At 45.4% G+C, this 26,207-nt stretch carries 16 protein-coding genes; 13 read left to right on the forward strand and 3 right to left on the reverse strand.

Features of this window, described 5'->3' with window-relative positions:
- Positions 1-34 precede the first annotated feature (34 nt).
- The 3 genes from AACT23_RS16415 to erpA all read right to left on the reverse strand — a co-directional run bounded on the left by AACT23_RS16415 (position 35) and on the right by erpA (position 4,717).
- Entirely contained in the window at positions 35-3,133 is a 3,099-nt protein-coding gene (locus AACT23_RS16415) for an efflux RND transporter permease subunit (RefSeq protein ID WP_094128737.1), read from the reverse strand.
- 8 nt (positions 3,134-3,141) lie between these two features.
- Positions 3,142-4,248 (reverse strand): efflux RND transporter periplasmic adaptor subunit, encoded by a 1,107-nt coding sequence (locus AACT23_RS16420; RefSeq protein ID WP_094128740.1) that lies wholly within the window; start codon positions 4,246-4,248, stop codon positions 3,142-3,144.
- 127 nt (positions 4,249-4,375) lie between these two features.
- The gene (gene erpA, locus AACT23_RS16425) at positions 4,376-4,717 is read right to left on the reverse strand and encodes an iron-sulfur cluster insertion protein ErpA (protein ID WP_026027518.1); all 342 of its coding nucleotides are present in this window, start codon (positions 4,715-4,717) and stop codon (positions 4,376-4,378) included.
- A 322-nt stretch (positions 4,718-5,039) separates the two neighbouring features.
- Between erpA and hemL the strand changes: the two genes are divergently transcribed.
- The 13 genes from hemL (at position 5,040) to AACT23_RS16490 (ending at position 26,199) form a co-directional block, all read left to right on the forward strand.
- A complete protein-coding gene (hemL, locus tag AACT23_RS16430; RefSeq protein WP_026028237.1) occupies positions 5,040-6,335 on the forward strand; it encodes a glutamate-1-semialdehyde 2,1-aminomutase in 1,296 nt (431 codons plus the stop codon).
- 277 nt (positions 6,336-6,612) lie between these two features.
- Complete coding sequence (locus AACT23_RS16435; RefSeq protein WP_094128743.1) at positions 6,613-7,698, forward strand: AI-2E family transporter; 1,086 nt, start codon at positions 6,613-6,615, stop codon at positions 7,696-7,698.
- An 83-nt stretch (positions 7,699-7,781) separates the two neighbouring features.
- Positions 7,782-8,825 (forward strand): 16S rRNA (guanine(1207)-N(2))-methyltransferase RsmC, encoded by a 1,044-nt coding sequence (gene rsmC / locus AACT23_RS16440; protein WP_094128746.1) that lies wholly within the window; start codon positions 7,782-7,784, stop codon positions 8,823-8,825.
- 199 nt (positions 8,826-9,024) lie between these two features.
- Positions 9,025-12,417: a response regulator gene (locus tag AACT23_RS16445; protein WP_029189901.1), complete on the forward strand. Its 3,393-nt coding sequence runs from the start codon at positions 9,025-9,027 to the stop codon at positions 12,415-12,417.
- A gap of 744 nt (positions 12,418-13,161) precedes the next feature.
- Positions 13,162-14,832, forward strand: coding sequence for an ABC transporter substrate-binding protein (locus AACT23_RS16450; RefSeq protein ID WP_013857639.1), 1,671 nt, complete (start codon positions 13,162-13,164; stop codon positions 14,830-14,832).
- A 166-nt stretch (positions 14,833-14,998) separates the two neighbouring features.
- Positions 14,999-15,985 (forward strand): ABC transporter permease, encoded by a 987-nt coding sequence (locus AACT23_RS16455; protein WP_013857640.1) that lies wholly within the window; start codon positions 14,999-15,001, stop codon positions 15,983-15,985.
- Positions 15,986-15,987: 2 nt separating this feature from the next.
- A complete protein-coding gene (locus AACT23_RS16460) occupies positions 15,988-17,013 on the forward strand; it encodes an ABC transporter permease (protein ID WP_013857641.1) in 1,026 nt (341 codons plus the stop codon).
- Positions 17,014-17,015: 2 nt separating this feature from the next.
- Positions 17,016-17,999 (forward strand): ABC transporter ATP-binding protein, encoded by a 984-nt coding sequence (locus tag AACT23_RS16465; RefSeq protein WP_013857642.1) that lies wholly within the window; start codon positions 17,016-17,018, stop codon positions 17,997-17,999.
- A gap of 37 nt (positions 18,000-18,036) precedes the next feature.
- Complete coding sequence (locus tag AACT23_RS16470; protein WP_013857643.1) at positions 18,037-19,029, forward strand: ABC transporter ATP-binding protein; 993 nt, start codon at positions 18,037-18,039, stop codon at positions 19,027-19,029.
- Positions 19,030-19,177: 148 nt separating this feature from the next.
- Positions 19,178-20,905, forward strand: a complete 1,728-nt coding sequence (locus AACT23_RS16475; RefSeq protein ID WP_094128749.1) for a glycoside hydrolase family 9 protein — start codon at positions 19,178-19,180, stop codon at positions 20,903-20,905.
- Positions 20,902-21,777 carry an N-acetylglucosamine kinase gene (locus tag AACT23_RS16480; protein ID WP_094128752.1) on the forward strand — a complete coding sequence of 292 codons (876 nt, stop codon included), beginning with the start codon at positions 20,902-20,904 and terminating at the stop codon, positions 21,775-21,777. The genes AACT23_RS16475 and AACT23_RS16480 overlap by 4 nt, the downstream gene beginning before the upstream one ends.
- A gap of 9 nt (positions 21,778-21,786) precedes the next feature.
- Positions 21,787-23,700: a beta-N-acetylhexosaminidase gene (locus tag AACT23_RS16485; RefSeq protein ID WP_094128755.1), complete on the forward strand. Its 1,914-nt coding sequence runs from the start codon at positions 21,787-21,789 to the stop codon at positions 23,698-23,700.
- A 93-nt stretch (positions 23,701-23,793) separates the two neighbouring features.
- Positions 23,794-26,199, forward strand: a complete 2,406-nt coding sequence (locus tag AACT23_RS16490) for a GH36-type glycosyl hydrolase domain-containing protein (protein WP_026028235.1) — start codon at positions 23,794-23,796, stop codon at positions 26,197-26,199.
- Positions 26,200-26,207: the final 8 nt, after the last annotated feature.

Genomic DNA, 26,207 nt, shown 5'->3' on the forward strand with positions numbered 1-26,207 from the left:
ATAATGTGGGCCTCATTGTGTAAGATTGAGTAGATTACTCTTCGAGAGTAGGTGGTGGTTCCTTACGCCCCAACATCAACAAGCAAGGCGTCAGTACTAACGTTAAGACAGTGGCAAAAGCAAGGCCTCCCGCAACGGCCGTGGCGAGTTGTGACCACCATTGCGTGCTGGGAGCGCCAAACTCAATTTTCTGATTAATCAAATCGATGTTCATCTCCAGTACCATTGGCAATAACCCTAAAATAGTCGTCACTGTGGTCAATAAAACGGGCCTTAAACGCTGAACACCAGTGCGTAAGATGGCCTCTTGTTTTGACAAGCCTCTGCGTATCAGTTGGTTATAAGTATCTATCAATACGATATTGTTATTCACCACGATGCCTGCCAAGGCGATGACCCCAATACCTGACATAATAATGCCGAAAGGTTTTTGGAAAATCAGCAGGCCCGCAAATACTCCGACCGTTGAAAACAGTACTGCACTTAAAATGAGGAATGCTTGGTAAAAACTATTAAATTGCGTAACCAGAATTAACCCCATCACCACCAGCGCAATCAAAAATGCATTTTTTAGAAATTCTGAGGAATGTTCCTGCTCTTCATTTTGCCCTCGTAATTTAAACTCCACCCCATTAGGTAAATTCAGTTCCGACAATGCTTGAGTAACTTTCGGCAATTCAAGGGCCAGATTATACCCTTCCTTTAGATCCGCCATAATATCGATAACCCGTCGGCCATCAATCCGTTTGATCGTATCTTGTTTGTGATCCGGTTTTATCTGCGCAAAATTGGTTATCGGCACCAGACCTGCGGGTGTGTTGACCCGTAACTGATCAAATCGACCAATATCCCGCTTATCCTCTGGATAACGCACCAAAATATCGACCTCTTCGTTTGCATCATCAGGCAAGTAGTCACCAATTTTTAGTCCATTAGTCACAAATTGCACTGTGTTACCTACCAATGTCGCATCGGCTGAAAATCGAGAAGCATCATCACGTCGAATATCAATTCGCCAGTCAATCCCTTCTTTATTTGAGGTGTCACTGATATTAGTCAACGCGGGATTGTTATCAGCCCACTTTCTGACCATTTTAGCGGCCTCATTAAGATTTTCAGGAGTACGCGCCGACATTTCAATCACCAGATCATGCTCAACCGGTGGCCCTGCATCTGGAAATTTATACTCGATTTCCACCCCTGAAAACTGATCCGTGGTGCTTTTAAGCTCTTCAATAATCGCTTTGACGGTGCGGCGATATTGCCAATCAACAGGGGTAATTTGAATCTGGCCAATTTCATCCTCTCCCCCCGTTCGAGTATAGACGCTCTCAAATTCCTCATGGCCAAGCATCACCTGCTCAATTTCTTGCATTAAGGTGTCTTTTTCTTGGATGGAAAGATCGCCATAAGAACGAACTTTAACGGTGAAATAAGGCGGATCCACCTCTGGGAAGAATTCGGCACCGAGCCCTGCTTTGGCATAAGCAAAACCAATCACAATCGCGAGCACTATCGCACTGAACAGTATTTTAAGTGGGTGACGAATCGCGATAGCCAGCGTGTGATAATAGAGCTTGGTGATGCCCGTCGCTTGGGCAAAATCACCTTCATGTAAAGCAATCATCCGTGATTGACTGGCAGCCGAAGCATGTTGCGGTCGGCCAATTAAGCCTCCCAGCACAGGTACAAAAAGCAGTGCCATAATCAGTGAAGCAGCCAGTGTAGCGATAAGCGTGAGAGGCAAGTATTTCATAAACTCGCCCGTGATATCCGGCCAAAAAAGCAGAGGGGCAAAAGCGGCTAAAGTAGTAGCGGTTGATGCGGTAATCGGCCATGCCATCCGTTTTGCGGCATCTCGATACGCTTCTTTACGCGGCACACCTTCTTGCATACGCCGATCAGCAAACTCAGTTACCACTATGGCTCCATCAACCAGCATGCCAACCGCCATAATTAATGCAAATAACACGACAATATTGACGGTTAGTCCAAACACCGACAAGACTAGTAATCCGGTCAAAAATGAGCCTGGTATTGAGATACCAACCAGCAGCGCCGTCCTCATTCCCAAAATAGCGATAATCACGATCACGACTAAAATAATGGCCGACAGAATATTGTTTTGTAGATCGTTGAGCATGATTTCAACGTCTTTCGACTCATCCCACGTGTATTTCACCAACAAATTACTTGGCCAATCTTCCCGTTTTTGCGCCTCTCCCATTACCGTTTTTACCAGCTCAACAGTTTCGATAATATTTTCACCAGCACGCTTTTTAACGTCCAACACCACCGCCGATTTACCATCTAAACGAGCAAAGCTTTCGGGGTCCCGAAATGCTCGTCTGACAGTCGCGATATCGCCAAAGGTGATTACTTGCTTACCATCAACCTTCACCGGAAGCTCTAACACATCTTTCAAGGATTCAAAAACTGAAGGAACCTTTACGGAAAAACGTCCGTAGCCCGTATCGACGAAACCCGCCGCAACGACTTTATTATTCAGTGCGATTAAGTTATAGATATCGCCTTGATCAAGTCCGTAACTTTCCATCAATAGGGGATCGACAATGATCTCAACAATATCTTCGCGATCGCCAGCGATATCAACTTCTAATACTTGTCGGTAGCTTTCTAATTTGTCTCTCAACTGCCTTGCAATTTGTACGATAGCTCGCTCTGGTAAAGTGCCATAAAGCACCACTGATAATACCGGTTGCTCTGATGCCAATGTTACTTCGTTCACGGTCGGCTCATCGCTGTCTGCGGGTAGCTTCGGCTCGGCCAAATTGACCGCATCTCTCACATCCGCCATCGCTTTATCAAGGTTAACGCCAACGTTAAATTCCAAAACTACAGAAGCATGCCCTTCGGAAGCATTCGACGTCATCTCTTTTACGCCTTCAATAGAGCGCATTTCTTGCTCTAGGGGCCGCACGATAAGGCGCTCAGCATCACTCGGTGATATGCCTTGATGACTTACGGAGACATAAATAATAGGAATAGTAATGTCAGGGCTCGATTCTTTAGGGATCGAAAAATAGGTCGCTACGCCAGCGATCAAGATAAAAATCAGCAGCGATAACATAGTGCGCGAGCGAGATAGCGCCGCATCAATAATAGAAAACATGGCGCCCCCTACTGCGCTGAGTGGTTAGGTTTCTTGACCGCAATCACTTGATCACCATCTCGAACAAAACCTTGCCCAACGGTGATAATATCCACCGTCTCCCCTAGCCCAGTTAGCCACACACCATCTTGCTCCGCTTTTACCAATTGAATGGGGATGAAGCGAACACGATCTTGCTGCAGAGTTTTAACACCTAAATTTCCTTGATCATCAAGCGCAAGCATGGCAGGCGTGATTTTCACCGCCAGTTGTGTTTCCAAACTCATCTCCACTTCAGCGCTCACACCCGCGGGGATCGTTTGGTTGGGATTGTCTAATTCCACTTCGATAGCAAACGTGTTGGTGGTAGGCGATGAGACGCGAGAAATATAACGAACCTTGCCATCAACAGTAGAACCATCGATAAAACGTACACGAGCAATTTGGTCTTGTTTGATTTTTTGGATGTGTCGTTCGCTGACATCCGCTTCTATCACTAATTTACTGAGATCAATAAAGGTGACCATCGGGTCACCTACTCCGACAAAATCGCCTTTTTCTATCAAGATGTCTTCAACAATGCCATCGAAGGGAGCCACAACTGACGTATTACGCAAAGCCAATTGAGCACGACTTTGCACAGCGCTGGCTTCCGCCAAAGCGGCTTGCGCCGAAGCAAAGGCCACTTCGCCTTGTAAGCCTCGATTCTTTAACGACTCAGCGGCACTGAATTCTTTTTGTTTGAGTTTGAACAAGGCTTGCGCACTCTCTAATTGAGCCGCTAGATCAGCTTGATCAATTAAGACGATCTGTTGTCCTTTATTGACAGGCTGCCCTTTTGCTATCGATATCTGAGTAATTTTCCCTGCGATTTCAGCACCAATTTTAGCTTGACGATTAGGTGCTGTCCGACCGTAAAGATCGATATGCTTATCGGTCGATTCAGCCTCAAAAGATTGGTAAATAACTTTCGCAAGAGGAATGGTGTCATTGGCAGTTTGCCGAGGCTCTTCCGCTTTCAATGCCCCAAAACCTAACCAAAAACAGAGAAGTAGAATAAAAATCGTCGAGAGTAGCCAAGGTCGTTGCGAAAAAAAGCGGCCAATAGATGAACGGCTGATTTTGGTATCAGGCATAAATAATCCTTTATTATGTTCTTGCCTTCTTAAGGTTAAGGCAAAGCCCTACATAACATCCAAATACGTAGGGCTATTAAGCTTAATTAGCTACAGTAGATTAATTGTGCATCGAACCTTTATTTAGTTAAACACTAAATGATGCACCACAACCGCATGTTGTTGTTGCATTAGGATTATTGACAAAAAAACGAGAGCCTTCTAGGCCTTCTGTGTAATCGACAATGCCACCTATCAAATATTGTAAGCTCATCGGGTCAACCACTAATGTCACGCCACTATTAACTATTGTGGTATCGCCATCGTTTACATTTTCATCAAAGGTAAACCCATATTGAAAACCGCTACAACCACCACCAGTAATATAAACGCGCAGTTTTAGCGCTGGATTCTCTTCTTCAGCAATCAACATTTTTACGCGTTGTGCTGCAGTATCAGAAAATGACAATGGTACATTTACTTCACTCACGATGGCCTCTCTCACTCGTGTTAATACCTGTCAGACTTATTATGCTTAACTTATGCCTGTAAAGGTGATTCTTTTTTAATAATGCAATGATTATCTAATACCTGACCTATTCGTTCAAGTATTCACCGTCACTTAAGCTAAAACTCCAACTATCGAGGCATTATGCACTGAAAAAACACTCACTGTCGCGTGAGTTGTACACTATACGGCGCTTATTTGGCTGTGAATGGGCTCAGAAAATGAGTGAAAAAAAGTGTCTTTGGTGAGTTTGGGTATACAATGCGACACCAACTGGTCCGAACAAGCAGAAGAGGATAAATCCATGACCAAATCAGCAGAGCTTTATCAAAAGGCACAACGTGCAATCCCCGGTGGAGTTAACTCTCCTGTACGTGCTTTTAACGGAGTTGGTGGCTCGCCGATTTTTATCGACCGCGCAGACGGCCCGTTGATTTTTGATGCTGATGGCAAAGCTTATATTGATTATGTCGGCTCTTGGGGGCCAATGATACTAGGCCACAACCATGCGGTCATTCGTGAAGCCGTGATAGGCGCAGCGCAGCGCGGTCTCAGTTTTGGTGCGCCGACCGAGATGGAAATCGATATGGCAGAATTAGTTTCTGAGCTGGTTCCATCAATGGAACAGTTGCGTATGGTCAGTTCCGGTACCGAAGCGACGATGAGCGCCATTCGTTTAGCTCGTGGATTCACTGGGCGCGATAAAATTTTAAAATTTGAAGGCTGCTATCACGGTCATGCGGACAGTTTGCTAGTAAAAGCAGGCTCTGGCGCCTTAACATTAGGCCAACCAAGCTCTCCTGGTGTGCCTGCTGATTTTGCTAAACATACACTGACCGCCACTTTTAATGATTTAGAATCTGTACGTGAATTGTTCGCGGCCAATAAAGACCAAATAGCCTGCATTATCGTCGAACCGGTCGCGGGCAACATGAACTGCATTCCACCAGTAGAAGGGTTCCATGAAGGCTTACGTGAGATTTGTGACCAAGAAGGCGCTCTGCTGATCTTTGATGAAGTAATGACAGGTTTTCGTGTTGCACTAGGTGGTGCACAGGCTTACTACAACATCAAACCAGACTTAACAACGCTAGGGAAAGTGATTGGCGGTGGTATGCCTGTTGGCGCTTTTGGTGGACGCCGTGATGTGATGCAATACATCGCTCCAACGGGCCCGGTGTACCAAGCTGGTACGCTATCAGGTAACCCTGTGGCTATGGCTGCGGGTTATGCCTGCTTGACGCTTCTAAAAGAAGAAGGCAATGAAAAACGTCTCGCGGCCAAAACAAAGCAATTGGCTGATGGATTCAAAGAACTCGCAGACAAACACGGTATTCCTTTGCTGGTCAGCCAAGTTGGTGGCATGTTCGGCTTCTTTTTTACCGATCAAGAACGCGTCACCTGTTATGAAGAAGTCGCAAAATGTGATGTTGAACGTTTCAAGCGCTTCTTCCATTTGATGCTCGATCATGGTGTCTATTTAGCGCCTTCAGCTTTTGAAGCAAGTTTTACTTCTTTGGCGCACGGCTCCAAAGAAATTGAAGCGACATTAGAAGCGGCCGATCGCTGCTTTGCGATGATGGCAGCTCAAGCGGAATAAGCACCATTAGGCAGACTCATCATAATTATAAAGGGCTGTAGATCAGCCCTTTATTCATTTCAGACTCAATAAGCAAGCTATCATTGCCAGTAATAAATCACTAAAACGACCAACGCCATCATGCTGATGGCAAACCACGGTAGCTTCAACTTTTTTTTATGCTGGTTTTGACACCCTTTTTCATTATCACAACATCCCATCTCATCAGTTCCTCATTGATAACACGCTGATTTGCAGTCATTATAACCCTATTACTTTACAAGGTTGGATTAACAACGTGTCAGAAAAAGTGAAAATCACCTCTAGCCACTGGGTGCTCATTGCGGCACTTGTCGCTGCGGCTATTGCTTGTTATCTGTTGATTGCACCTTATATCAACTCGATTGTGATGGCTTTCATCATCTCGTTATTGATGTTTCCCATTCATGAGTGGCTCGAACGAAAAATCCCCAAATACAAAAATACCGCCTCGTTTCTCTCGTGTATTATTTTGACGTTTATTATTGTGATTCCACTGCTGTTTGTCTTTGCTGCTATTGTGCAGCAAGGGTCGGTATTTTCTCAGAACATGTACCAATGGGTCACCCATGGTGGCATTCAAACCGCCTTTGCTCATCCTTGGATTGTCAAAGGACTCGCCATTGCGAATCAATATTTGCCCTTTGATGAAATTCAGCCACAACAAATCGCACAAAAAGTGGGGCAATTTGCCAGTTCATTTGGCACCAACTTGGTCAGTATTAGCGCAAAAGTGCTGGGTGATGCGACCAGTTTTTTGATGGATTTCTTCTTAATGCTGTTCGTGTTGTTTTTCCTACTCCGTGATCACGATAAGCTCATCAGCGCTCTTAGGCACATCTTGCCGTTGTCGCGTAGTCAAGAAGACAGGTTGCTCTGCGAAATTGAGCAAGTCTCCAAATCGGCTGTCATGGGGTCATTTTTAACCGCAATAGCGCAAGGCTTTGCGGGTGGGTTTGGTATGTGGCTCGCCGGTTTCCCTGGGTTATTTTGGGGCACCATGATGGGGTTTGCTTCGTTTATTCCGGTTGTCGGTACTGCTCTGATATGGATTCCAGCCACTATTTATCTCTTTCTAACCGGAGATAGCACATGGGGCATATTCTTGGCCCTCTGGAGCGTTATCATTGTTGGCTCAATTGATAATTTATTGCGGCCCTTTTTAATGCAAGGGAGCGCGGGCATGAACACCTTAATGATCTTCTTTTCTCTGCTCGGTGGTATTCAGCTGTTTGGCCTGATTGGGTTAATTTACGGCCCACTCATTTTTGCCATCACTATGGTGCTGTTTAATATTTATGAGGAAGAGTTTAAAGGTTTTCTCAATCAACAAGATAATAGCTAACTTTTGACTTACTGACGATCAAGCTAGAAGCAAGGGGCAGACTGTGCGAGAATCTGCCCCTCTTTTTTAGCGCAGAGCCTACTATGTCCAGTTACACCGCACCAAGTCAAATTGCCCAGCGTCAGCTTGCTTATTTCGAAGGAAAACATCTTTTAGTGGCTGGAGAAGCGGAGGATTTATTTCCTGTAGAGTTAGCTAATCATTGTCGCTCTGTTTCGGTGTTCACCACTCATTATGGTTACTACCGCCAACTCGAATCCTATCCGCAAATTACATGTCATTTTGGCGCTCAATTTGAGCAAAAAACCGATGCTGACATGATTCTGCTTTACTGGCCCAAAGCGAAGCAGGAAGCTGAATATCTACTTGCGATGCTGTTGGCCAAACTGGGCAAAGAGACTGAGATTGTGGTCGTGGGTGAAAACCGCTCGGGCATAAAAAGCATTGAAAAAATGTTTGCAGCTTATGGGGTGGTTAAAAAGTATGATTCAGCTCGACGCTGTTCCTTCTATTGGGGGCAATGCACTCAGCAGCCACCAAGCTTCCAAATTGCAGACTGGTTCAAAACTTATCAGGTGCAGTATCAGCAACACGCACTGATTGTAAAAAGTTTACCTGGCGTATTTAGTCATGGCGAATTTGACCTCGGCAGCCAACTGTTACTCGATACACTGCCTAAACTAAGAGGTAAAGTTCTCGACTTTGGTTGTGGTGCTGGTGTACTGGGTACAGTAATGGCCACATTAAACCCAGATATCGAGATTGAACTGTGCGATATCAGCGCGCTTGCGATTGAATCAACCAAAGCAACCTTGATAGCAAATAACATATCAGGGAATGTATTTGCCTCTGATGTCTACTCAGATACCGCTAAAGATTATCAATTTATCGTCTCAAACCCCCCTTTCCACTCTGGATTAGAGACCAGCTATAGTGCGACAGAAGCCTTACTGGCTAACGCACCAAGCCATCAAACAGTAAAAGGCGAACTTTTTATTGTGGCCAACAGCTTTCTTAAATATACCCCGCTGATTGAACAGGCTTATGGTCATTGCGAAGTGTTAAATAAGACTAACAAATTCATCATTTACCACGCAAAAAAAACATTACAAAAGTCGCAACAATAAGTGTAATCCACTCTCAATTGGTCACTAAACTGGATGATTTTTACGAATTTTGCGTTAGTGACCACGCTTTCCACAGGACTTACTTGTCAAAGTAAAAAAACTCGTTAATTTCGTCACTTTAGGTTTTCTTTGTTTTTTTCATTCACTTTAACGACTACCTCATGCCGTTAAAGCCTCACGGAAAGTAATGCCTTTTTCTATGTTTAGGTTCTCTCGTAAGCAAAAATTTAAGCGCCTGCAAAATACTCTTATGCTGGCTTTTCTCGTTTTGAGCATCACGCCTTTAACTGTGACTGCCATTTTTTTTCTGCAATCACACACTAAAGATCTTCAAGAACAAAGCACGTCTCACTTATTGTCAGTCAGAGACACTAAGCAACAGCAAGTTCTCGATTACCTCACGGCCAAAGAATCAGAAGTGATGGGGTTTGTCCGTTCAGAGTTAGCTTATGCTAGTGGAGGGCGCTTTTACGGCTTAGTCAATGCGTTCCAAAGACTTGGTCTGGATATTGATCAAGCTCGTGAGCATGCCCAGCAGCGTTATATTCCTGGCTCTGGTGATCAGATAAAAACGTCAATATTGCCACAATCGAGCAGCTATGTAGGCAGTGAACGGTATCGCTTACTGCACAAACGCTATCATTGGGCGTATTTAGAACTGCTTAAACGTTCTGATTTTGACGATATTTTACTGGTGGATCTCGATGGTGATGTCGTTTATTCCGTTTATAAGCACGACAACTATGGGACGAATTTACTGACCGGAAAATACAAAGATAGCAATCTGGGTAAAACATTCCGCCAGTTAGAGCAGCAAGTTGGCGAACAACGAAAAATCAATGAAGAATATACACCAGTCATTATTTCTGATTTTTCACAACAAGAAGGGCAATCAGTTGCTTGGCTTGGCGCGCCCATTATTCAACAGGGCTACCTGCATAGCTACGCCATGTTCCGCCTACCAAATAATGGCATCACAAAGCTCGTTGCTGACACCAATGCGACATCGCAAATAAGGACTTTACTCGTCGGGCAAGATCATCATTCTCGAATACTCTCTTACACGCAGCAAGAAATCGAGACTAGTCAAAAAGTGATCAATCTTGCGCTTTCTGGATTGAGTGCCGTTGGTACTTATACTAATACATTGAATGAGAAAACCATTGCCGCCTATGCACCTGTTGCAAACAAAAACATCAATTGGGCCTTGGTCGTAGAGATACCAGAAAAAGAGGCTTATGCGCGAGTTCATCAACTTGAGAAATTATTTATTTTCGCCATGCTAACCGCGATTATTTTAGTCGTCATCGCTTCACATTATCTCTCTAATTTTATTACCTCTCCCCTACTGAAGCTCACTTGGGCGGCAGAAAAAGTCTCAGCTGGGGATTTAGATGAAAATGTTATCAATACCGATCGTAAAGATGAGATTGGTCGACTCGCAGTGAGTTTTGAACGTATGCAGCGTTCAATCCGAGAAAAAATGCAGCTGATTAAAGCGCAAAATAAAGAGCTCGAAAGCAACATTCAATTAATCCGCAAACAGAACGATGAGTTGCATCTCGCTAACAAACTAAAAGATGAATTCCTAGCCACAACGTCACATGAATTAAGAACACCTCTACACGGTATGGTCGGTATTGCAGAAGCACTGATCTCTGGGTCAAGTGGAACTATCACCGCCGATCATCGTTATCAATTGGGCATAATCATCAGCAGTGGACAACGGCTGACAAACTTGGTCGATGACTTACTCGATTACCATAAAATGCGCTATGGCAGCTTGGATATCAAACAGTGTGCTGTTGATCTATCCGGCGCAACACGCTTAGTGTTAGAGCTGTCTAACCATCTACTCAACAAAAAGCCCATTCGCGTAATAAACCAAATCCCTGATGAATGCATTTGGGTCTCTGCCGATCCACAACGATTAGAGCAAGTGCTTTATAACCTTGTAGGAAACGCCATTAAATATACGACTGAAGGGAAAATTGTCATTTCAGCCAATGTGGTTGATGACAAGATTCGTGTCCAAGTTGTCGATACGGGACAAGGCATTCCTGCTGAACAACTTGAACACATCTTCGAACCACTGATTCAAGCAGGGCAAGATGCTAGTCGTTATCGACAAGGCGCAGGCTTGGGCCTTTCGATCAGCCGTCAATTGATCGAATTAATGCAAGGAACGCTTTATGTCAGTAGCCAACCTATGGTCGGTACGACATTCAGCTTTACCTTACCATTAGCATCAAAAGCGGAAATTGAGTCGACAAGCTATATGGAAGCTGGCCATTTCCAATCTCCGACCATTTCAGACATTGAACTGCCTGAAATGCATTCACTACCTGAAAATAAAGAAGGCCCAGTGCTACTGATAGCAGATGATGAACCCGTCAATCTGCGTGTCCTAGACAGCTTCCTACGTTTAGAAGGCTATCAAGTCCGCACCGCTAAAGATGGCAATGAAGTCATTAGCGCGGTCGAAAAAGAAAAACCGGAACTTCTACTGCTCGACATTATGATGCCAGGATTAAGCGGCTACCAAGTCTGTGAAAAGTTAAGAGAAACATACGATCATGCCGAGCTACCTATCATTATGTTGACGGCATTAAATCAAACTGACGATAGAGTTCGTGGTTTTGCAGCGGGAGCGAACGATTACTTATCGAAACCTTTTAATAAGCAAGAGCTCGCTGCACGTATTACGGCGCATTTAACGGCCAGCAAAGCTGAACAAAGACGTATTGAGAACAACCAACTGCAACAAGAGCTGAAGCATAGAGCAATGGTAGAGGCCAGTTTATTGGAAACCCAAGGCCGTCTACTAGAGCAGCTTGAATCCGCTCCTGAGGCCATTATTTGCATTCGAGACGATCATAAAATCCGCTTTGCGAACGAAGCGGCTGCTCGGTTATTTAGGCGCAGCCAAGAACAACTAAAGCGCTCAAATGCGGAAGAACTCATCGCCCCCAAATACTTAGTCGTCGAGCAAGAGCATTACTGCGGTAATATCGATATCTATGTCGAAGATACACGTCAACATATGTCTGCTGATGTGTTACGCCTACCGGATGGCTCTGGGTTGCAGGCTATGTACATCTTTAACGTGGGTGGAAACATCAATGCAGCGCGCATCAATAACCTTGAAACCGCTATTGAAGCGCTATCCAGTTACGCATTTGAAGGCGATAAAGAAAAACTGCAGCAGCTCAAAGAACTCGGTGGCGAGTTCACACGTATCGCCGACAAAGTATCGGGAGAGAGTCAATCTAAGCAAGATTTAATGCGCGAAGTACTGGTTGAAGCAATGACCAGTGCTTTAGATTACTGGGAACGGGTCAGTAACCAAAGCAAGTTTACCTTTGCAGAGCAGAGTGGGCTATGGCGAGTGTATCTCGATAGAAGCACATTACAGACTCGGACACTAGACAAGTACTTACGTATCGAGACACTGCCTAAAACACCTCGCTGGCGTACCGTTCTTAATTCGTTAGATTACATTCTTGATCATTGTCAGGAGCACGGCCCTGAACGCTCTCACATCGAAGCGCAGCGCGATAAATTGCAAAAGCTACTGACCTCATCACTCTAAGTACATCAACACCATTAAGCCTGCACTCTGCAGGCTTTTTTATCACTATATTTCCATGACCATCAACGGAACAACCACCCCATTGATGCATCCAGAGTTATGACTAGTTAAATTTAATCAATGTTAACCTCAAGCATCCATTACTCTGCTGCGCCTTATTTATTGGGTATTATAAACCTTACTTCTCAATAGAAAAAAAGAGGGGAAATGATGATAAAAATTGGAAGTAAAAACTGATTTCTAGGCAATTTCACCAGCAGATTTTCAATTGAAGATGAATAAAGATCCAGATTGCGAACCGAATCACAACAATTCGGCAGAATTAATTTAAGTAAAAAAATTAACGATAAAACTATAAGTGAGCAAGATCTCATGATACAAAAAAAACAAAAAAACATTAAAAATAAAGGGATAAAAAGATAGCGAGCGCTTACAACTATAAGTTAATCGAATTGAGTATGAGAGGCAGATCACTGACCTAAATGAGAGTAAAAATCAAACCAAAGATGGTAAATTGACGTTTATAACGGTCACTTTCTACAAATTGACGTTTTTAACGGGAATTCAAATTGATAATTTTCTCTCCAAGGTGTCTTCTTACTCCTGCCAAAGGTCTACAGGCCACTCATGTTGACCAACTCCTCCGGTTTGTTAACACGCAATGAGGTAGGCCTTGGAGAGTGTTTATCAATTGATGACATTCATATCCATTAGTGAAATGAAAGCAAATAGTAAGGAACAGCTATGCTTGCCAATATTAAAAAAACAGCGCTAGCCGCTGCAGTAATCGCCGCCGCAGCGAGCCTTTCAGCTCCAGCAGCCGCACGCAGTGAGCTAACGATCGTACCTGATTTCTACCCTACAATGGTACGTAACTTTAACCCGTATCTAGCAACAAACCTACGTACGACCACTGATTTCATCTATGAACCACTGGTCATCTTCAACGAAATGCATGGTAATACACCCGTTATGCGTTTGGCTGAAGGCTTTAAAATGTCTGATGACCTAATGAGTGTTACTTTTGATATCCGTAAAGGTGTTAAATGGTCAGATGGTCAAGCATTTACAGCGGATGATGTCGTGTTCTCTTATGGCTTATTGAAAAATAAACCTGAACTCGACCAACGCGGTATCAACAAGTGGGTAACGAGCGTAGAAAAACTGAACGACTACCAAATCCGTTTCCGTTTAAGTGAAGCTAACTCAAACGTACCTTATGAAATCTCGTTAGTTCCTATCGTTGCTGAGCATGTATGGAAAGATGTGAAAGATCCAGCGACTTTCACCAACGAGAACCCTGTAGGTACTGGTCCGTTTACTGAAATCGACACCTTCACTCCACAGCTATACATCCAATGCCGTAACCCGAATTACTGGGATGCTGCAAACCTTGAGGTTGACTGTTTGCGTGTACCTCAAATTGCAAACAATGACCAATTGCTAGGTAAAATTGTTAACTCTGAACTCGATTGGACCTCTTCATTCGTTCCGGATATTGACCGTACTTATGCCGCTGCAAGCCCTAGCCACCACTACTGGTATCCGCCATCAGGCACACAAGCATTTATGGTTAACTTCAAAAACCCAGATGCAGTAAAAAATGAAGCGCTAAGCAACGTTGATTTCCGTCGCGCATTCTCTATGGCTCTTGACCGTCAAACTATTATCGATATCGCTTTCTATGGCGGCGGTACCGTTAATGACTTCGCTTCAGGCTTAGGTTATGCATTCCAAGCTTGGTCTGATGAAAACATCCACAATAAGTACAAAGGCTACAACACGTACAACGTTGAAGGCGCGAAAAAACTGCTTGCTAAAGCGGGCTTCAAAGACGTGAACAAAGACGGTTTTGTTGATACTCCATCAGGTAAATCTTTTGAGCTACTTGTTCAATCACCAAATGGCTGGACTGACTTCAACAACACAGTACAACTTGCCGTTGAACAGCTTGCCGAAGTAGGCATCAAAGCACGTGCTCGTACTCCAGAGTTTGCGGTTTATAACCAAGCAATGCTTGAAGGTACTTATGACGTCGCTTACACCAACTACTTCCACGGTGCGGATCCACATCTATACTGGAACAGTGCATACAACTCTGCACTACAGAAAGGTGAAGGTATGCCTCGTTTTGCTATGCACTTCTACAAAAACGACAAGCTAGATACTTTGCTAGACAGCTTCTATAAAACAGCGGATAAAAATGAGCAGCTAGAAATCGCTCACGGAATTCAGAAAATCATTGCTGAAAACCAAGTGACCATCCCTGTAATGTCAGGTGCTTACATGTACCAATACAACACAGCACGCTTTAGCGGCTGGTGGAACGAAGAAAATCCTAAGGGTCGTCCAAACATTTGGGCTGGTATCCCTGAGCGTCTATTACACGTACTGGACCTAAAACCAGTTAAGTAAGTAGAAGTTCATTCCTTGCGGCGTACTTCGTGCGCCGCTAAATAAAATCCCCTAAATACCTAGCAAATGTATAACGCTCGTCGTTAGGGGATTTTTCGCTCTAAATTTCGCTAGGAGCGACCTGAAACCAGGTACAGGATAAAACTGGGTGAGTAAGGTGTGAGTTATGGGTTATTTTTTAAGACGTTTGTCATTTTATTTTATCGCGTTGCTGGTTGCAGCAACATTGAACTTCATTATTCCGCGAGCCATGCCTGGAGACCCAGTGACCATGATGTTCGCAAACGCAACAACGCAAGTAACGCCAGAACGAATCGAAGCGATGAAACAGCTTCTCGGTTTCGTTGATGGTCCGTTACCCGTACAGTATTTGACCTATTTAAAAAGCATTCTAAGTTGGGAATTAGGCACGTCGATTAAGTTCTATCCGTTAAGTGTCAATGAATTACTGGGTAGTGCATTTGGTTGGTCGTTATTTCTAGCGGGTACTGCGGTTGTGATCTCGTTCTCAATCGGTTCTCTACTGGGCATTTTTGCCGCATGGAAACGAGGCAGTCGTTACGATACGTTTATTACCCCAGGGATGTTGGTTATACAAGCCGTTCCGCAAGTGGTTATTGCGATGATCGCTATGTTTACTTTTGCTATCGGCTTGCAATGGTTCCCTACGGGTTATGCCTACACTGCTGGTACGATGCCAGATTGGACAAGTTGGACATTCATTAAAGATGTGGCTTACCACGCTTTCTTACCTCTTGTCTGTGCGTCTCTAGTACAAATCGGTGGATTTCTCGTCAACATGCGTAACAACATGATTAACCTGCTCGCTGAAGACTACATCACGATGGCGAAAGGGAAAGGGCTCAGCGAAAACCGTGTGGTTTTCCAGTACGCCGCTCGTAATGCTTTATTGCCAAGTGTCACCGCTCTATCGATGTCTTTGGGTATGGCTATCGGTGGCCAGCTCATCATTGAAATTATCTTTAACTATCCTGGCCTTGGTACCGTTTTATTTAATGCGATCAACGCTCGTGATTACCAAGTTCTGCAAGGGCAGCTACTGATTATGACGCTCTTTATGCTGTTCTTTAACCTGTTGGCGGACATGCTTTATGTCGTACTAGACCCTCGCCTACGCAAGGGAGGTAAATAATCATGAAAGATCTCATTAAACTCATTCGCGGCAATACCGTTGCCATGGTCGGTGTCATTATTTTGGGCCTATTTTTATTCATCGCCCTTGCTGCGCCACTGATCACCAAACATGCGCCAGATAAACGTACCGGAAATCCACACGAGTACCCATCGTTCGTCGTCAAAGCCGCTAAAGCAGATCCGAATGGCTGGATTGCTGAAAACTTGGCGACTGACCGCCGCACCTTACTACTCTCAAAAGGTGAAGACCATGTGCTAGGCACCTCTCGTATGGGACGCGATGTTTGGTCACAAGTGGTGTATGGCGCACGAGTCTCACTCGCCGTGGGTTTTGGCGCAGGAATGACCGTCTGTTTTCTTGCGACTGTGATTGGTGTTTCTGCCGGTTACTTTGGCGGTAAGGTCGATGACATTCTAACCGCCGCTATGAATATCATGCTGGTGATACCGCAATATCCTCTTTTATTCGTGGTCGCGGCATTTATTGGAGAGGCCGGCCCATTAACCATTGCACTCATCATTGGCTGCACCTCCTGGGCTTGGGGCGCTAGGGTCGTACGCTCACAAACCCTCGCACTGCGTGAAAAAGAATTTGTCAGAGCGGCGGAAGTCTTGGGTGAATCATCATGGCGCATCATTTTCGTTGAGATTCTACCTAACCTCATCTCCATCGTTGGCGCTAGCTTCATCGGTTCAGTGATGTACGCCATCATGATGGAAGCGACCATCTCCTTCCTTGGTCTTGGCGATCCAAACACCATCAGTTGGGGCATCATGTTGTACAACGTTCAAACGTCCTCTTCTATGCTAATTGGCGCTTGGTGGGAACTGCTTGCGCCTTGTATTGCTTTGACTCTGCTCGTTACTGGTCTGGCTTTACTGAACTTTGCGGTCGATGAAATTGCCAACCCACAACTGCGTTCACACAAAGGAATGAAGCGTTGGAAAAAACTCGCAGAGCAAGATAAGAAAGAGCGTCAGCCTGACCTGCCACCACAAAATGCACTTTGGAGCGGAGATAAATAATCATGACAAACCCACTTATTTCAATCCGTAACCTATGCGTTGACTACATTACCGACGCCGGTGATGTTCGAGCATGCAGCAACGTCAGTTTTGACATCGCACCTGGCGAAGTATTTGGCCTTGCTGGTGAATCTGGCTGTGGTAAATCAACCATCGCATTTTCACTGATGCGTCTGCATAAGCCGCCCGCGTTTATCACTGGTGGAGAAGTGATTTTTAATGGTGAAAATATCATTAAATACAGCGATGAACGCATGCAATCCTTTCGCTGGAGCCAAATGTCGATGGTGTTTCAAAGTGCGATGAACGCTTTGAACCCAGTATTGACGATGGAAGAACAATTTTGTGACGTGATCATGCGCCATACCAACATGACTCGTGAACAAGCTAAACGCCGCGCTGAAGGTTTGTTAGAAATTGTCGATATTCACCCAAGTCGCTTAAACGATTACCCACACCAATTCTCTGGGGGTATGCGTCAGCGCTTGGTGATTGCAATTGCTCTCGCGCTCAATCCTAAAATGATCATTATGGATGAGCCCACTACGGCACTTGATGTGGTTGTCCAACGTGAAATATTGCAAAAAATCTATGCGCTGAAAGAAGAGTTTGGCTTCTCTATCTTGTTCATCACCCATGATTTGTCGTTGATGGTCGAGTTCTCCGATCGAATTGGCATCATGTATTCCGGTGAATTAATTGAAGTGGCTCCTTCTAAACAGATTCTGGAAAGCCCTTTCCACCCTTATACCAAAGGGCTGGGTAGTTCTTTCCCTCCACTGACAGGCCCTAAAACGAAGTTAACTGGAATACCAGGTAACCCGTTGAACTTATTGGATATACCTCAAGGTTGTCGTTTCCAAGCTCGTTGCGATCGCGTACATGAAGCTTGCACCAAAATTCCAACGAGTTTGCGCCAAATAGAGCTTGGACGCTTCTCCAGTTGCCACCTTTACGGTGACCCAATTGCTCAAGTGAAACTGTAGAGCACAAGCTGTATTACAAAAATTTCTGGAGACAATTATGAGCAAAAATTTCGGTGAATTACTGGTTGAGGGGAAAAATCTAGTTAAAGATTTTCCAATCAACAGTAACACCCTAAAACAACCTATGATGCGAGCGATCAACGACGTATCGTTCAAAATGTTCAAAAGCCGCGGCTTGGCTGTCGTGGGTGAATCAGGCTCTGGCAAATCAACAACCGCTAAAATGATTGCCAAAATGTACGCCCCAACATCCGGTGTAATTGAATACAAAGGGCGCGATATTTTAGACATCACTTCACGCAGTGACCTGATGCACTATCGCGAAGGCGTCCAGATGGTATGGCAAGATCCGTTTGGCTCACTCAACCCAACTCATACCATTTTTCATCATATTGCTCGTCCACTGCTTATCCATAAAAAAGTGACGTCAGGTAATAAGAGAGAGTTAGAAGAACGCGTTCACGATTTACTGGAACAAGTCGGCCTTATTCCCCCAAAAGAAACAGCCGCGAAATATCCGCACCAGTTGTCTGGTGGACAGCGCCAACGTGTCAACTTAGCGCGTAATATCGCGGTTGGTGCCGAAGTGGTACTGGCTGATGAACCAACCTCCATGTTGGATGTGTCGATTCGTGCGGGTGTTCTCAACCTGATGGAAGAGATGAAGTTTGAAAAGCAGATGTCGCTGCTTTATATCACGCACGACATCGCCACCGCACGCTACATCGCCGAAGACTTAGCCGTCATGTACGTCGGACATATGGTGGAATGGGGCGATACCGAAGAGATCATTCACGATCCTCAGCACCCATATACCCAACTATTGGTTTCCGCGGTGCCCGATCCTAGTAAATCGATACACGAGAAGCTCAAAGGGAACAAAGGCGAAATTCCACTTTGGACCCCGGTATCAACAGGCTGCCCTTTTGCTGGTCGATGCATGCAGGCGAGTGACAAATGTCGTGAACAACTTCCAGCGGTGACTCAGTTGTCTGATAACCACTTTGTTCGTTGTTACTTATTTGAATAATCACTAACGCACACCTTAATGTATTGAAGCCGCTGACATAACCTCATCGGTTTCAATACCTTAGGTAAAAATATAAAACAAACTCAGCACACGCCCCCGACGGGTTGAGTGCTGACGAGAAATCAAAGATCTGGCTTGGAGATGTTTAATGCTGCTACTGATTAACCATATTGGTTATGAGCCACAAGGGCCAAAACAGGCGATACTAGTGAGTAACACGCTCCGTGTTTCTTCCGATATCGCCCTGCTTGTTTGTGCAAACAGCCATCAAACGGTGTCGACTTTCGTTGTTGAACCACAAGCTAAAGTCGCACATTGGCATTTAGGTAGCTTTTATACGATCGACTTTTCTCAATACACCACTTCAGGACAGTATTACCTGCGTTTTGAAAATACCCACTCCCCTATTTTTGAAATTGGTGAAGGGATACTGATGAAAAAAACGTTTTCTGATGTATTGCACTACTTCAAATCACAACGTTGTGGTGGCATTTTCGACCAGCAAGATAAGCTCGTACCACTGCTTGGTACATCAACCACTGCCGATGTACACGGTGGCTGGTACGACGCTTCCGGTGACGTCAGTAAGTATCTGAGTCACCTTTCTTACGCCAACTATTTAAACCCTCAACAAACCCCAATGGTGGTTTGGAATATGCTAAAGGGATTGGCACAACTAGAACACCACTCGAGTTTTGCTGCATTTTCTCGCACTCGCCTTAAGGAAGAGGCGTTATTTGGTGCTGATTTTCTGATCCGCATGCAAAACTCCGAGGGGTTCTTTTATACAACGGTCTTTGACAAATGGAGCAAGGACATTAAGCAGCGAGAGATCTGCGCCTATGCTACTCAATCCGGCCACAAGTCTGACGATTATCAAGCAGGATTTCGTCAAGGGGGCGGTATTGCGATTGCCGCTCTTGCGGTGGCAGCACGTTTAGATGTTCACGGTGATTTCACCTCAGAACACTATTTAACAGCGGCGGAGCATGGTTACTGGCATTTAAAAGAAAATAACACGCGCTATCTCGACGATGGCCAAGAAAACATCATTGATGCCTATTGCGCTCTGCTTGCATCGGTCGAACTCTACCGCTCAACTCATCAAGCAAATTATCTACTTGAGTGTCGTCTTTGGGCACAAAGGTTATGCGCTTATCAACACAGCGACGCTAACATCGCTCATTATTGGGCAGCCAATAGTGATGCCTCTCGTCCTTATTATCACGCCGCCGAAGCTGGACTACCAGTGATTGCACTGTGCGAATATCTCGAGATTGAAACAGAAGAACACCGCAAACAATCAGTCGTTCAAGTGATTGAGAATGCTTGCCGCTTTGAGCTCACCATCACTCATCAAGTCAGTAACCCATTTGGCTACCCACGCCAATATGTAAAACCAGTGAATGGCGACAAACGCTGCGCATTTTTTGTCGCTCACGACAATGAATCCGGCTACTGGTGGCAAGGCGAAAATGCGCGTTTAGGATCGCTCGCGTGTATGGCTTATCGCGCCCAAGCGTTCGTCAACGCGGATCTGCATGCCCCTTTAACCACCTTTGCACAAAATGCATTGAACTGGATTATCGGATTAAATCCATACGATATGTGCATGCTCGATGGGCACGGTCGCAACAATCCAGACTACCTACCCCATTTAGGCTTTTTTAACGCCAAAGGGGGAGTGTGTAATGGCATTACAGGCGGTTTTGAAGATGAAGAAGATATCGCTTTTAACCCAGCGAAACAGAAGGATGACATGCTGCAAAACTGGCGTTGGGCTGAGCAATGGATTCCTCATGGTGCTTGGTATCTGCTGGCCATCACAACCCAGTTTTGCCACTTCTCAACACCAGACTTAGAGAGGCAATCATGACTTTTTATTATGTCGGTATTGATGGAGGCGGCACATCATGTCGCGCACGCATCCGCAACGAGCAAGGCGCGCTGTTAGGTGAAGCGAAAAGCGGTAGCGCCAATATTTTATTGGGTGTGGAACTTGCCATGCAGGCAATCATTGATGCAATTACTCAAGCGGCGCACCAAAGCGGGCTGACGAAAGAGAATTTTGCTCAGATGCACGTGGGTCTTGCTCTGGCTGGTGCAGAACAAAAATCCGCATGGCATGCGTTTATGTCTCAGACACATCCTTTTGCTTCACTAACGCTCAACACAGATGCTTACGGTGCCTGTATTGGTGCTCATAATGGCGACGATGGCGCAATTATGATCGCGGGAACGGGCTCTTGTGGCCTATTTTTACACGCAGGGCAGCAGCATGTGGTCGGTGGACGTGAGTTTCCCATATCCGATCAAGGCAGTGGTGCCATCATGAGTTTACGCCTAATCCAGCGCGTGCTGCTCATTGAGGATGGCATCGGCGAGCCTTCATTATTAAGCGCTCATGTGATGCAACATTTTAACCACGATGTTGATCAGATTGTCGAATGGTCAAAAACTGCACTCCCACGCGACTATGGCCAGTTCTCTCCCGTTATTTTTTCTCTAGCGCAACAAGGTGATGCGCTGGCGATCGAGCTTCTCAAACAAACCGCGGCAGACATCGAAATGTTTCTTGTCGCTCTTCATAACAAAGGAGCCAAGCGGATCTGCCTCATGGGTAGCATTGCAGAGCGTATCTTGTATTGGCTTTCTCCACCGGTACAACAGTGGATTGTTCAACCTCAATTCGACGCTATCGAAGGCGCGATTATGTTTGCCGGCAAAGCCGAGCATAATTTGTATTAAGGAATCACTATGAGCTATCGAATTGACTTTGCGGTACTCTCAGAACAGAAGCAATTTTGCCGTTTTGGTTTAACGTTCCATAACTTAAGCGATCAAGACCTAAAAGACTGGTCGTTACATTTTGTGATTGATCGCTTCATTCAGCCAGACAGCATCACCCATGGCAACGTAGTGCAAATAGGCAGTTTCTGCTCATTAACGCCAGATATGACCGTGCTTGCTGCAAACTCACATTTTTACTGTGAATTTAGCATCAAAACCGCCCCTTTCCATTTTTACACTGATGGCGTAAAGCACGCTTTTGTTCAATGCAATGGTGAGCAACCGCTCGAACGTCATGATGTGATCGTAACTCCGATTGCTCTCGCCTCGCCTTATCGTGAGCGCAGTGAAATACCCACAACAGAAGCCGCGAGCCTCAGTCTCATTCCATTACCAAACAAGATTGAATCCGGCACAGGGCATTACACCTTAACAACTTCGAGCCAGATTACCTTGCAATCCACATGCGCTGAGCAAGCTGCGACTTGGTTACAACAGGAACTCAACCGTATATTTGATTTTCAGCCCAAACCCATTGGCAGCGCTGATATTATCTACCGCACTAACCCGACCTTTGACGAGGGCGCGTATCAACTCAACGTCGATCGTACCGGCATTCGCTTAGAGGCGAGTGGCCATCAAGGCTTTATGTATGCTAGCGCGACCCTGTTGCAGTTGATTCAAGTTCAAGATCAATCGTGGTTAGTCCCCTGCGTCAAAATCAGTGATGCGCCACGCTTTAAGTACCGAGGCATGATGCTCGATTGTGCGCGCCATTTTCATGGAATCGAGACAGTTAAGCGGCTTATTAACCAATTAGCGCATTACAAATTCAATACGTTCCATTGGCATTTGACCGATGACGAAGGATGGCGTATCGAAATTAAAGCACTGCCACAACTCACCGACATCGGTGCATGGCGAGGGGTTGATGAAGTGCTCGAACCTCAATACAGCTTGTTAACGCAGCGCCACGGTGGTTTCTATACACAACAAGAGATCAAAGAGGTTATCGCATACGCTCAAGAGCGTGGTATCACAGTGATCCCTGAAATTGATGTTCCCGGACATTGCCGCGCCGCGATCAAATCTCTGCCTCATCTGCTGGCCGATAAAGAGGATCAATCACACTATCGCAGCATTCAATATTATAACGATAACGTCCTCTCCCCCGCCCTTGAAGGTACGTATGAGTTCTTAGATATCGTCTTGCAAGAAGTCTCTGAGCTATTTCCATCCCCCTTTATCCATATTGGTGCCGACGAAGTGCCCGATGGGGTCTGGATTAACAGCCCTAAATGTCAACAACTGATGGCAGACAATGGCTATACCGAGGCCAAAGAGTTGCAAGGACACTTATTACGTTATGCCGAACAAAAACTGCGTACGCTTGGCAAGCGCATGGTCGGCTGGGAAGAAGCACATCATGGCAATAAGGTCAGTAAAGATACCGTTATCTACTCTTGGCTTTCTGAAGCGGCGGCATTGAACTGCGCGAAACAAGGGTTTGATGTAATTTTACAACCCGGTCAGTACACGTATCTGGATATTGCTCAAGATTATGCGCCAGAAGAACCGGGCGTTGACTGGGCTGGTGTTACCCCATTAGAAAAAGCCTATCGCTATGAACCTTTAGCCGAAGTGCCCGAAAACGATCCGCTCCGTAAGCGAATTCTCGGTATTCAGTGCGCTTTATGGTGTGAATTAATCAATAACCCACAGCGTATGGAATACATGATTTACCCACGCTTAACTGCACTCGCCGAAGCAGGATGGACTCATAAAGTGCATCGTGATTGGCAAGATTATCTGTCACGGCTCAAAGGACATCTGCCTATGCTGGACAAGCAAGGCATCCGTTACCGAGCACCATGGAAATAAACACAACACTTGGAGTCGGCATTACCTCTCCTTAGTTTTCACTAGCATAATTTTTGGCTGCAAAAGACGCAGTTTGTTTAAAAGGAAATGACAATGAAATACGGCTATTTCGATAACGACAATCGTGAATATGTCATCACACGCCCTGACGTTCCAGCGCCTTGGACCAACTACTTAGGGACAGAAAAATTCTGCACCGTGATCTCTCATAACGCGGGCGGTTACTCTTTTTACAATTCACCAGAATATAACCGTGTTACCAAATTTCGCCCGAACGCTTCTTTTGATCGCCCCGGGCACTATGTTTACTTACGTGACGATGCAACTGGCGACTATTGGTCTATTTCTTGGCAACCCGTAGCAAAAAGCTTAGAAGAAGCGAAATATGAAGTCCGCCACGGCCTCTCTTACTCCAAATTCAAATGTGAATACAGCGGCATTACTGCCACTAAAACTCTCTTTGTACCGAAAGGCGAAGATGCTGAAATTTGGGATGTCGTCATTAAAAACGATTCCACTGAGACTCGCACTATCAGCGCTTTTTCGTTTGTTGAATTCTCTTTTAGTCACATTCAATCCGATAACCAAAACCATCAGATGTCGCTTTACTCTGCAGGTACCGCTTATCACGCGGGTGTGATTGAGTACGATCTTTACTACAACACCAATGATTTCGAAGGCTTTTACTACTTAGCCTCGACGTTTGATCCAGACTCTTATGATGGACAACGCGATACCTTCCTCGGCTTGTATCGTGACGAAGCCAATCCCATTGCAGTAGAACGTGGTCACTGCTCGAACAGCGCGCAAACCTGCTACAACCATTGCGGTTCGCTGCACAAACAATTTGTGATCCAACCGGGTGAAGAAGTTCGCTTTGCTTATATTTTGGGAATTGGTAAAGGCAATGGCGCGCGTTTGCGTGCTAAGTACCAAGACTTGGCTAATGTCGATGCCGCTTTTGCTGGGATCAAAGCGCATTGGGATGAACGTTGTGCGAAATTCCAAGTAAAATCACCGAATGAAGGCCTTGATACCATGATCAACACTTGGACGCTTTATCAAGCGGAAACGTGTGTGGTGTGGTCTCGCTTTGCCTCTTTCATTGAAGTGGGCGGTCGTACTGGCCTTGGTTACCGTGATACGGCGCAAGATGCCATTTCAGTACCGCACGCAAACCCGAAGATGACCCGTAAACGCTTGGTTGATCTGCTTCGTGGTCAAGTCAAAGCGGGCTATGGCCTACACCTATTTGATCCTGACTGGTTTGATCCGGAAAAAGCGGATGTCAAACCATCAAAATCACCAACCGTTGTACCAACACCAAGTGATGAAGATAAGATCCACGGCATTGAAGATACGTGTTCTGACGATCATCTCTGGCTCGTTCCAACCATCTGTAAATACGTGATGGAAACGGGTGAAACATCCTTCTTTGATGAAGTGATCCCTTACGCCGATGGTGGCAATGCAACGGTTTACGAACACATGAAGGCGGCGCTTAACTTCTCAGCAGAATACGTAGGGCAAACAGGTATCTGCAAAGGTTTACGTGCTGACTGGAACGATTGCTTGAACTTAGGTGGTGGCGAATCATCTATGGTTTCTTTCCTCCACTTTTGGGCGCTGCAAGAGTTTATCGACCTTGCAAAATACCGTGACAATGCAGAGGATGTTGCGAAATATACCGAAATGGCGGCGAACGTACGTGAAGCTTGTGAAACTCACCTTTGGGATGAAGAAGGCGGCTGGTATATCCGTGGCCTGACGAAAAATGGCGACAAGATAGGAACCGCTCAGCAAACTGAAGGTCGAGTTCATCTTGAATCAAACACACTCGCCGTCTTATCGGGCGCAGTGTCGCAAGAGCGTGGTGAAAAAGCGATGGATGCCGTTGATGAGAATCTATTCTCCGAATACGGTCTACATCTGAACGCACCTTCCTTCTCAACCCCTAATGATGACATCGGTTTCGTTACTCGTGTTTATCAAGGTGTTAAAGAAAATGGCGCTATTTTCTCACATCCAAACCCTTGGGCATGGGTTGCAGAAACGAAGCTTGGCCGTGGTGATCGAGCCATGAAGTTCTACGACGCATTAAACCCTTATAACCAAAACGACATCATTGAAAAGCGCGTTGCCGAACCTTACTCATACGTGCAGTTCATTATGGGACGAGATCACCAAGATCACGGCCGTGCAAACCATCCATGGTTAACAGGTACGTCTGGTTGGGCCTACTTTGCCGTCACCAACTTCATTTTGGGTGTTCGTGTCGGTTTTGATGGCCTCGTCGTCGACCCATGCATTCCAACCAATTGGCCTGGTTTTGAAGTCACTCGCCAATGGCGCGGCGCGACTTACAACATCACAGTGCAAAACCCGAACTCCGTCAGTAAAGGGGTGAAAACAATCACAGTGAATGGCGAAGCAGTAGAAGGCGTGATTCCTGTCATGGCACAAGGCACTGTCAACGATGTAGTGGTTATTCTCGGTTAACGCGATTT

It is taken from the genome of Vibrio sp. V09_P4A23P171, from assembly GCF_963875615.1.
Taxonomy (GTDB): domain Bacteria; phylum Pseudomonadota; class Gammaproteobacteria; order Enterobacterales; family Vibrionaceae; genus Vibrio; species Vibrio anguillarum.